We start from the raw sequence: 9752 nt of genomic DNA, 5'->3' as shown, positions 1-9752 counted from the left end.
GGCATGCCGGGCCCGCGGTCGAGCGCCGTCGTGGCACAGTTGGAGCATGAGCCAGCAGCCCTCCGGGTGGTACGACGACCCCAGCAACGCCGACATGCTCCGCTACTGGGACGGCGTGTCGTGGACCAACCACACCGCCCCGAAGAAGTCGCCGACCATCGCGCAGAGCACCATCGGTCGACCCCAGCAGGGCGGACCGGGGCAGGTGCCCGCCGACCGCACGGGCGCGCCGACGGCCACGACGCCGATGCCGCAGGGGAGCGGCTGGCAGAACCAGCCCCAGGCGCCGCAGATCCCCCAGCAGCAGGCGCCGCAGGGCTACTACCAGCAGGCCCCGGCCAACGCGCAGTGGATGCACAACATCCGCACCACGGCCGACGGCATACCGCTCGCGCCGTGGGGCAAGCGTTTCGCCGCCTGGCTCATCGACGGCATCATCCTCGGGATCGCCTCCTACCTGCTCATCCGCGCGTTCGTGCCCGACTACCTGACCTCCATCCAGCGGGCCGTCGACGCTGCCGCGACCCAGGACCAGGCGGCGATGACCTCGCTCATCAACCAGATCGCCGGCGAGGCCGTCAAGGCCGGTCTGGTCACGTGGGTCTTCTCGACGCTCTACTGCATCGCCTTCTGGACGACGACCGCGCAGACTCCCGGCAAGATGGTCCTCGGCATCAGTGTCCGTCGTGCTGACGCCGCGGGCCCCCTCGACGTCGTCACGGCCATCCGTCGACGCCTGCTCTCCGCGATCCAGCTCGTGCCGTTCATCAGCGGCATCTACTTCATCATCTTCCTGCTCGACGGTCTGTGGCCGCTCTGGGACGACAAGCGCCAGGCGCTGCACGACAAGGTCGCCGGCACGCAGGTCGTCGAGGGCAAGCAGCCGCGCAAGCAACACTGACGGACACCCCCGGCAGGGCCGGATGGCACGAGGAAGCGATACGGGCGGCATAAGTCCCTTGCGCTGCCGTCGGTGGTCGGCGCGACAATGAAAGCTACCCGGGCAGCCTGCGGCCACGGCGTCACAGCTGTCCACGTACCACCGTCCGAACCGGAGTCATCGTGTCCGCTCCTGCCGCTCCTGCACTGACCGACTACCCCGACAAGATCGACGGGCCGGTCCTCAAGATCGCCGGCGTGGTCGTGCTCGGGGCCATCATGTCCATCCTCGACATCACGGTCGTCAACATCGCCCTGCCGACCTTCCAGACCGTCTTCGCCGAGAGCCCGGGGAAGGCCCTGGCGTACTCCACCGTGGCGTGGTCGGTCACCGCCTACACCCTCGCCCTCGCGACGGTCATCCCGCTGACAGGCTGGGCAGCCGACCGGTTCGGCACCAAGCGGCTCTACATCCTGGCCGTCGTCCTCTTCACCTCGGGTTCGGCCCTGTGCGCGACCGCCGGGTCCATCGAGATGCTCATCGGTTTCCGCGTCCTGCAGGGCCTGGGCGGCGGCATGCTCATGCCCCTCGGCATGACCATCATGACCCGGGCCGCCGGACCGGCCCGGATGGGCAGGCTCATGGCGATCCTCGGCGTGCCCATGCTGCTCGGACCGATCTTCGGGCCGATCCTCGGCGGCTGGCTGATCGAGGTCGCGTCCTGGCACTGGATCTTCCTCATCAACGTGCCGATCGGCACCGTCGCGGTGCTGTACGCGTTGTGGGCGCTGCCCTCCGACGCGCCCGAGCCGTCCGAGTCGTTCGACTTCGTGGGCATGCTGCTGATGTCACCCGGCCTGGCCCTCTTCCTCTACGGCATCAGCTCCATCCCGGGGGAAGGGACCGTCATGGCGAAGAAGGTGCTCGTGCCGCTGTGCATCGGGCTCGTCATGATCGTGACCTTCGTCTTCTACAGCTTCCGCCCCAAGCACCCGCTCCTCGACCTGCGGCTCTTCCGCAACCGTCGCCTCAGCACCGCGACGATCACCATGTTCATGTTCGCCGCAGCCTTCTTCGGCGGCCTGCTCCTGATTCCGACCTACTACCAGCAGGTCCGGGGGCTCGACACCCTCCACGCGGCCTTCCTCATGGTGCCGCAGGGCCTGGGCGCCATGGTGACGATGCCGATCGCGGGTGCCCTCTCCGACAGGATCCCCGTGGGGCGCATCGTGCCCTTCGGGCTGGTGCTCATGACCGGCGGCATGTTCGCGCTGACGCAGGTGGGCACCGACACGCCGTACTGGGGCTTCATGATCCCGGTGCTCTTCGTCATGGGCCTGGGCATGGGCGGCACGATGATGCCGCTCATGACCTCGGCGCTCAAGACCTTGCAGAGCCACCAGGTGGCCCGCGGTTCGACGCTGCTCAACATCTCGCAGCAGATCGCGAGCTCGATCGGGGTGGCCGTCATCTCGGTGGTCTTCACGAACTACCTCAGCGCCTCGGCCCTGGCGGGTCCGGCCATCGCGGCACTGCACAACCCGGCGCTCGTCAACTCCGTCGGTGGTCAGGTCGCCGTCCAGAAGGGGCTGGCCGACGCGGCCGACGCCTTCGGCAGCACCTTCCTCGTCGCCGCGGTCCTGCTCGCCCTCACCTTGATCCCGGCCGCCTTCCTGCCGCGCAAGCACGAGCACTCGCACTTCCTCGACGACCAGCCCGAGACGTCAGCGGCCATCGTCCACTGAGTGTCAGACGACGGCGCGAGGCTCAGGGGGCAGGGCGGATGGTTCCGGTGACCTCACCGAGACCGATGCGCGCACGGGCGGGACCCGGCGCCCAGGCCGTCATCGTCACGACGTCGCCGTCCTCGAGGAAGCCACGGGTCGTGCCGTCCGCGAGCGTCAGCGGCTCGGTGCCGTTCCACGTCAGCTCGAGCAGGCTGCCACGGGTCTCGCGGGTCGGGCCGCTGATCGTCCCCGACCCGAAGAGGTCGCCGTCGCGGACCGAGGCGCCGTTGACGGTGAGGTGCGCCAGCATCTGGGCCGGCGACCAGTACATCCCGGAGTGCTCGGGGCGGGAGACGACGGTGCCGTTGAGGGCCACCTCGACGTGGACGTCGAGAGCGAACACGTCCCCGCGCAGGTAGGGCAGGATCTCCGGATCCGACTGTCCCGGAAGGGGGACGCGCGCCGACGTGAGGGCCTCGAGGGGGGTCACCCAGGCCGAGACCGACGTCGCGAAGGACTTGCCGAGGAACGGTCCGAGCGGGACGTACTCCCACGCCTGGATGTCGCGGGCGCTCCAGTCGTTGAGGATGACGACGCCGAAGAGGTGGTCGCCAGCCTCGTCGACCGAGACACGGGAGCCGAGGGCGGTCGCGCCCCCCACGACGTAGCCGAGCTCGGCCTCGATGTCGAGGCGGATGCTCGGGCCGAAGAGCGGCAGGGGGTCGTTCGGGCCCTTGCGCTGGCCGTTGGGACGCACGACGTCGGTGCCCGTGACGACGACGGTGCCCGCGCGGCCGTGGTAGCCGATCGGCAGGTGCTTCCAGTTCGGCGGAAGGGCGGCGTTGTCGGGGCGGAAGATCTTCCCGACGTTGCTCGCGTGGTCCTCGCTCGCGTAGAAGTCGACGTAGTCGGCGACCTCGATCGGCAGGTGCAGCACGACCTCGTCCAGCGGGTGCAGGTGGGGGGTGACCCCGTCACGGTGCACCTCGTCGCGGAGGATCTCGGTGAGCCAGGCCCGCGCCGTCGTCCAGGCCGGACGGCCGAGCGCCAGGAAGGCGTTGAGGCTCGGCGTCTGCCACGCGGTCGCGAGGTCGGGCCCGTCGCCGACGAGTCCGGCGTCGCGACCGACGGCAGCCACCGCCCCGGCGTCGAGCACGTCGTCACCGATGCGCACGCCGACCCGACGGGTGGGGTCGTCGGCGGTGCTGAAGACGCCGTAGGGCAGGTTGTCGATGCCGAAGAGGTGGTCGTCGGGCACGTCGAGCCAGGTGGTCACCGGTGCTCCTCCGTCGTGTCGGTCGCAGGGATGAGCCCGAGGGCCTCGAGCTCGGTCAGGGGGTCGAGCACACCACAGCAGCCGTAGGCCGTGAAGCTCGTGCGGACGCGCTCGGCGTCGTCGGTGCCCAGGGAGGCGACGGCGGTGACGAGCACCTCGGTGTCGCGACGCCCGAGCTCGCCGGCGAGCTCGTGGGCCTCCGCCCCGTGCAGCGCCTCGTGGGTGGCGAGCAGGACGTTGAGCAGGCCGTGCATCTGCTCACCGCCGTGGCGGCCCCGGACGGCGTGGTGCAGTCCGCCCGTCAGCTTGAAGCTCAGGCCGTGCAGGACGACGGCGTCGAGGAAGCCGCCGAGCACCCGCTCGTCCGGCCAGCCCCACGTCGGCGTCGCGCCGGTGCGGAACTTCACCGTGACGTCGTGCTCCTCGTCGACGGCGGCTGCGATGTCGTCGAGTCCACGCGCCTGCTCCTCACCGAGGCCGACCTCGACGACGACGGGGACCCCGGCGCGGAGGACCTGCCGCCAGTCGTCCGACCAGCCGAGCTCGGCGGCCGTGACGAGGACCCTGTCGTCGTCACGCAGGGACGTGAGGGCGTCGACGAGTGGTTCCGTCGGGCTCCCGGGCCGCACGACGAGACTGACCTCGAGCGGTGTCTGCAGCGTCCGCGGGTCGGCTGCTGCGAGGGTCGTGAGCTCGGCCGCCGACGCGGCGGGCACGAGCAGCGGACCGATGTGGGCGGCATACGGTCCCACGCGCCGTTCGAGGTGCTCACGGACGGCCACGTCGAGCGGGGCCAGGCCCGGCGGGAACACCGCGGCGTCGTCGACGAGGCGGTCGAAGAGCGGCGCGAAGGGCGTCCTTGACATGACCGGGAGCGTACTCCACTGTTGCAATAGCGATACATCAGCGTCCGCTCATCGGACGCGGTCGGACGGAGAGGCTCGCCCATGGCCCACTACCAGGCGGTCGGAAGCATCCCGCCCAAACGGCACACCCAGCACCGGCGTCCGGGGGAGGGGACAGCGCCGGGCGAGCTCTACTACGAGGAGCTCATGGGCGAGGAGGGCTTCAGCTCCGACAGCTCGCTGCTCTACCACCGCAACATCCCGTCGACGACGATCGGCGCCGCGGTGTGGGAGCTGCCCGACCAGTCGACGACGCCGAACCACCCGCTGACGCCGCGCCACCTCAAGCTGCACGACCTCTTCGATGCCGGCTCCGTCGCGCAGACCGACGTCGTGACGGGTCGCCGCCTCGTCCTCGGCAACGGCGACGTGCGCATCTCGTATGCCGTTGCCGCACAAGCGAGCCCGTGGTACCGCAACGGCATCGGCGACGAGTGCGTCTACGTCGAGCGCGGCGCCGCACGCGTCGAGACGGTCTTCGGCGCCTTCGAGGTGGGGGAGGGCGACTACGTCATCATCCCCCGGGCGACGACGCACCGCTGGATCCCCGCGGCCTCCGACGACGAGCCACTGCGCGCCTACTGCATCGAGGCCAACAGCCACATCGCGCCACCGAAGCGCTACCTCAGCAAGTACGGCCAGCTCCTCGAGCACGCGCCCTACTGCGAGCGCGACCTCCGGCAGCCGGAGGGACCACTCCTCGCCGAGGACGTCGGCGCGGCCCCCGACGAGCAGACCGACGTCTACATCAAGCACCGCGGCAACGGGCCCGGCGGGGTCGTCGGCACGATCCACACGCTGCCCTTCCACCCGCTCGACGTCGTCGGCTGGGACGGCTGCCTCTACCCGTACGTCTTCAACGTGCGTGACTTCGAGCCCATCACGGGCCGCATCCACCAGCCGCCACCGGTGCACCAGGTCTTCGAGGGCTGGAACTTCGTCATCTGCAACTTCGTGCCGCGCAAGGTCGACTACCACCCCCTCGCCATCCCCGTGCCGTACTACCACTCCAACGTCGACAGCGACGAGATCATGTTCTACGTCGACGGTGACTACGAGGCCCGCAAGGGCTCGGGCATCGGCAAGGGGTCGATCTCGGTGCATCCCGGAGGCCATGCGCACGGGCCCCAGCCCGGTGCCACGGAGGGCTCGATCGGCATCGAGAGCTTCGACGAGCTCGCCGTCATGGTCGACACGTTCCGCCCGCTCGAACTCGGCGAGGGTGGGCTCGCCGTCGACGACGGGCTCTACGCGATGTCGTGGTCCAAGAGTGCAGGGCGGTCGGCCTCGGCCGGCGGCGCGCACTCCGAGGGCTGACCGGGTGCCCGGTCCTGCGGCCGCGGCTCCGCGTGGAGAGTCCTCCCAGACGCTCGACCGGGGCATCCGCGTGCTCGAGACCCTCGCCGAGGGTGGGGAGTCGACCGGCCTGACGATCACCGAGCTCGCGGCCCGGCTCGGGGTCGGGCGACCCGTCGTCTACCGCCTCGTCACGACGCTCGAGGAGCACCACCTCGTCTCGCGGGCGACCGACGGGCGGGTCCGTCTCGCGCTCGGCATCAGCCGCCTTGCCTCTGCCGTCACGCCGATCGTGCGCAGCGAGGCGCGGCCCGTGCTGCGCGAGCTCGCCGACGCCGTGGGCGCGACGGCGCACCTGACGATCGCCGAGGGTGACGAGGCGCTCGCCCTCGTCGTCGTCGAACCGTCCTGGACCGACGTCCACGTCGCCTACCGATCCGGCGCGCGGCACGCGCTCGACCAGGGCGCGGCCGGGCGGGCGATCCTCGCCGGTCGAGCGGGGGAGACCGGTGTGGTGGGCACTGACGGCGAGCTGCAGGCCGGAGCCCACGGACTCGCGCTGTCCCTGTCGACCCGCGCCGAGCCCACGCCCGGTGGGGTGGAGGCATCGGTCGGCGTCGTCTCCCTCGAGCCCCTCGACGTGGGCGCCGTCGGCCCCCGGTTGGAGCGCGCGGCGCGGGCGCTCCGCGGGGTTCTGCGCTGAGGCCACGCTGAGACCAGGCCTCGTCCGCCACGCCTGGCGACCGGGTCGACCTACGACCAGACCGGCTTGACGGCTCGGGGCGCCCATTGGTCCGACCCGACCGGTTTGCGACCCCGGATCTCAGCGGTGCCTGCGAAACCACCGACCGCAGCGCCTCCGGTGGCGTAGCGTCGATTGCGGTCGCGACCTCGTCTGCGCATCCGACGGCTGGCCGCCACCTGCCAGAGTGCGGTTCCCGTCAGAAGGAGCAGGTCATGTCCCAAGCCTCCCGCCGATCGTTCCTGGCCGTCGCCGGGTCCGGCGCCGTCACCACCGCGGTCGTGGCCGCAGCCCCCAGCAGCCGGGCGGCGTCCCCGTCCGCGTCCTCGTCAGCGTCCTCCTCGGCCAGCACCCAACCGCTCGTCGCCCACGTGCGCGATGCCGCGGCCGGCACGGTCGTGCTCTACGTCGGCCACGACGAGGTCGTCGTCCAGGACCACGACCTCGTCCGACGCCTGACGCGCGCAGCGGGGCGATGACGATGTCCTCGCACCGGGAAGCACCGGAGATCTCCAAGGACCCCGTCGCCGACAACACCGACGTCTACGCCTTCGTCAGCCCCGACAAGCCGCGCACCGTCACCCTCATCGCGAACTTCATTCCCTTCCAGAACCCGCAGGGCGGCCCGAACTTCTACGAGTTCGGTGACGACGTCCTCTACGAGATCCACGTGAGCAACCGGGGCGACGCCCGTGCCGACGTGACGTACCAGTTCCGCTTCACCACGAAGGTGCTCCACGCCGACACCTTCCTCTACAACACCGGCCCGCTCACCTCGATCGACGACCCGAACTGGAACCGCCCGCAGTTCTACTCCGTCACGCGGATCGCGCGCGGGAAGGCGCCGCAGCGTCTGGCCACGAACCTGGCCTGCCCGCCGGTCAACGTCGGCACCCGTAGCACCCCGCACTACGGCGCCGTCTTCACGCCGGCGGCGGTCCATCCGATCCAGGGCAGCCGCACCGTCTTCGCCGGGCAGCGCGGGGATGCCTTCTACGTCGACCTGGGCAGCGTCTTCGATCTCGGTGCCCTGCGTCCCTTCCAGAACCTGCACCTCATCCCGCTGCCCAGCGCCGCGGGGGTGAACGGGCTGCAGGGCCTCAACGTGCACACCATCGCGATCCAGGTGCCGATCTCCGACGTGAGCCGCAACGGCGACCTTCCCAGCGACCCGATGAAGGCCTCGTCCGTCATCGGAGTGTGGGCCACCGCCAGTCGGCAGAAGGCCCTCATGTGGGAGGACGCGCAAGGCCGCTACACGGGACACGGCCCCTTCGGCCAGGTCTCCCGGCTGGGCAACCCGCTTTTCAACGAGGTCATCACCCCCATGGCCGACAAGGACCGCTGGAACACCGTGTTCCCGCACAACGACGGGCAGTTCGCGAAGTATGTCGCGCGACCCGAGCTCGCGCGACTGCTGCCCGCGCTCTACCCCGGCGTCTTCCCGCACCTCGCCGCCTACAAGAAGGACCGAGCGGACCTGGTCGCGATCCTGCTGACGGGCATCCCGGCCGGGGTCGTCCCCGGGTTCCAGAACTTCACCGGCCCGACGCAGGCGGACCTGCTGCGTCTCAACCTCGCCGTCAGGCCGACCGCGCACCCGAACCCGATCGGTCTCATCGCCGGCGACCCGGCCGGCTTCCCCAACGGGCGACGCCTCGTCGACAACGTCGTGGCCATCGAGCTCCGGGCCGTCGCCGGGGCGACGATCCCGCTCGTCGACCACTCGTTCACCCCCGACGCGGCCGCCGCACTCCTCCAGGACGGCACGACCAACACCAACCTGGCGCTGCTCCCCACGTTCCCCTACATGCCCAACCCCGCCGGCGGGTTCCAGAGCAAGCCCGGCACGCCGGCCGCCTGACTCGACCCCGAACGGGAGGAGGTCCATGCCCACCGCTGAGAATCCCCATTCCGGGCAGGGGCCGGTCCTGCTCGACATCGGCGACGACATCGGGGCCGTGGTGGTTTCCATGCCCGCGTCCACCGAGGGCCTCGAGGTCGGGATCCGTCCTGCCGGAGCGACGGCGGATCCACCGAACGACCACGGCGACCACCACCCCCACGGGGCGCACCCCCACGTGGCCGTGGTGGCTCGCCCGACCGGTGCCGGTCTGTCGTACGCGCTCGTCTATCCGGCCGTCCGCGAGGGCGAGCACGAGCTGTTCCCGTTGCCTGACGGTCCGGTCGTCCTGACCGTGGCCGTGGCCGGGGGAACGGTGACCCGAGCCACGTGGCCTGATGATCACCCATGAGTTGATGCCGAGTTGCGGGCGGCCTTGCCGCACAAGGGATTTGGCGTATGCCGTCAGCCTTCGACCGTGGGTGCGCCCAGCAGGCGCACGCCCGCCTCGGTGAGCTCGGCGAGCGCCTGGTCGGTCGTCGCGCGAGCCACCCCCGCCGTGAGGTCGAGCAGCACCGTCGTCTCGAAGCCCTCGCGTCGGGCGTCGACGGCGGTTGCCCTGACGCAGTGGTCGGTGGCGATGCCGACGACGTCGACGCGGGAGATGTCACGCTCCGTGAGCCAGGTCGCCAACGCCACGCCTTCGTCGTCGGCGGAGCGGCCTTCGAATCCGCTGTAGGCAGCCGCGTGCTCGCCCTTGCGGAAGACCGCCTCGATGTTGTCGAACGCGCCGACGAGGTGAGGGTGGAAGTCGGCGCCGTCGCTGTCGGCGACACAGTGGACCGGCCACGAGTCGACGTAGTCGGGAGTGGCCGAGAAGTGCTCGCCCGGGTCGATGTGCCAGTCGGCCGTCGCAACGACGTGGTCGTAGTCGGCCACGTGGGCGTTGACGTGGTCGCCGATCCGGCGGGCCACGTCGGCGCCGCCACGCACGGCCAGGGAGCCACCCTCGCAGAAGTCGTTCTGAACGTCGACGATGATCAGGGCCCGTCCCCCGTCGCGGCGCGTGGATCTGGCCATGGC

The 9752-nt window shown here is 70.7% G+C and carries 10 protein-coding genes; 7 read left to right on the top strand and 3 right to left on the bottom strand.

The window, feature by feature from the left end:
• Positions 1–46 precede the first annotated feature (46 nt).
• Positions 47–901: an RDD family protein gene (locus tag AB4030_RS17065; protein WP_442280395.1), complete on the top strand. Its 855-nt coding sequence runs from the start codon at positions 47–49 to the stop codon at positions 899–901.
• 161 nt (positions 902–1062) lie between these two features.
• Positions 1063–2625 (top strand): DHA2 family efflux MFS transporter permease subunit, encoded by a 1563-nt coding sequence (locus tag AB4030_RS17060; protein ID WP_442280394.1) that lies wholly within the window; start codon positions 1063–1065, stop codon positions 2623–2625.
• Between the two features lie 22 nt (positions 2626–2647).
• On the opposite strand, the gene fahA is transcribed toward AB4030_RS17060, so the two are convergent.
• Both fahA and AB4030_RS17050 read right to left on the bottom strand, forming a co-directional pair.
• Complete coding sequence (gene fahA / locus AB4030_RS17055) at positions 2648–3883, bottom strand: fumarylacetoacetase (protein WP_442280393.1); 1236 nt, start codon at positions 3881–3883, stop codon at positions 2648–2650.
• The gene (locus tag AB4030_RS17050; protein WP_442280392.1) at positions 3880–4749 is read right to left on the bottom strand and encodes a hypothetical protein; all 870 of its coding nucleotides are present in this window, start codon (positions 4747–4749) and stop codon (positions 3880–3882) included. Before AB4030_RS17050 ends, fahA begins: the two co-directional genes overlap by 4 nt.
• 81 nt (positions 4750–4830) lie before the next feature.
• On the opposite strand from AB4030_RS17050, the gene AB4030_RS17045 reads away from it, so the two are divergent.
• The 5 genes from AB4030_RS17045 to AB4030_RS17025 all read left to right on the top strand — a co-directional run bounded on the left by AB4030_RS17045 (position 4831) and on the right by AB4030_RS17025 (position 9081).
• Positions 4831–6105 (top strand): homogentisate 1,2-dioxygenase, encoded by a 1275-nt coding sequence (locus AB4030_RS17045; protein ID WP_442280391.1) that lies wholly within the window; start codon positions 4831–4833, stop codon positions 6103–6105.
• 4 nt (positions 6106–6109) lie between these two features.
• Positions 6110–6787 carry an IclR family transcriptional regulator gene (locus AB4030_RS17040; protein ID WP_442280390.1) on the top strand — a complete coding sequence of 226 codons (678 nt, stop codon included), beginning with the start codon at positions 6110–6112 and terminating at the stop codon, positions 6785–6787.
• 254 nt (positions 6788–7041) lie between these two features.
• On the top strand, positions 7042–7305 hold the full coding sequence (locus tag AB4030_RS17035; protein ID WP_442280389.1) for a hypothetical protein: 264 nt from the start codon (positions 7042–7044) through the stop codon (positions 7303–7305).
• Entirely contained in the window at positions 7302–8690 is a 1389-nt protein-coding gene (locus tag AB4030_RS17030; protein WP_442280388.1) for a DUF4331 domain-containing protein, read from the top strand. Before AB4030_RS17035 ends, AB4030_RS17030 begins: the two co-directional genes overlap by 4 nt.
• A 25-nt stretch (positions 8691–8715) precedes the next feature.
• The gene (locus AB4030_RS17025) at positions 8716–9081 is read left to right on the top strand and encodes a hypothetical protein (protein ID WP_442280387.1); all 366 of its coding nucleotides are present in this window, start codon (positions 8716–8718) and stop codon (positions 9079–9081) included.
• A 53-nt stretch (positions 9082–9134) separates the two neighbouring features.
• Here the strand turns inward: AB4030_RS17025 and AB4030_RS17020 are convergent, their stop codons facing one another.
• Complete coding sequence (locus AB4030_RS17020; protein ID WP_442280386.1) at positions 9135–9749, bottom strand: isochorismatase family protein; 615 nt, start codon at positions 9747–9749, stop codon at positions 9135–9137.
• Positions 9750–9752 lie beyond the last annotated feature (3 nt).

Source organism: Terrabacter sp. 2YAF2 (genome assembly GCF_052114705.1).
Classification (GTDB): Bacteria; Actinomycetota; Actinomycetes; order Actinomycetales; family Dermatophilaceae; genus Terrabacter.
This window is presented reverse-complemented; position numbering and strand designations above follow the sequence as displayed.